Here is a 373-nt window from a genome sequence, read left to right as displayed (position 1 = left end):
GAGCAGAACGAAACCCTTTTTCGTTTCTTCGAGTTTGATCACCTGAAGGTCAATGCCCTCGTCGAACGCAGCCTGCGCTGGCTCTTTGCCCGTGTATCCCTGATCGGCAAATGCCACCTTGACCGTTGGTCCCGTTACCTGCTGGACCTGCCGCGCAAGCTCCGCTACCTGTGCGCGCTCCTGTTCATTGGCTGGGGTCACGTGCACCGCCAGCAACTGTCCCAACGGGTCTACTGCAATATGTACCTTAGAGACGGAATCAAAAAGACCCACTGGGGGCTGTTAACCTTCTCGGCAAGCTGTTAACCTTGGCCACCTGAACAACTGGAACCAAGGATGGGCGCGCCGATTGTTGATGACGGACTGTGGACAC

General features: G+C 56.3%; 1 pseudogene. It reads right to left on the bottom strand.

Annotated elements, in window-relative coordinates:
* Window positions 1–252 (bottom strand): annotated as a pseudogene (locus AB3X96_RS42695) (transposase); the annotation flags it as partial.
* Window positions 253–373 lie beyond the last annotated feature (121 nt).

This window comes from Paraburkholderia sp. BR13439 (assembly GCF_040948805.1).
GTDB lineage: Bacteria > Pseudomonadota > Gammaproteobacteria > Burkholderiales > Burkholderiaceae > Paraburkholderia > Paraburkholderia youngii.
Note: the sequence above shows the minus strand (reverse complement) of the source record. Positions and strands in the feature narration are given on the sequence as shown.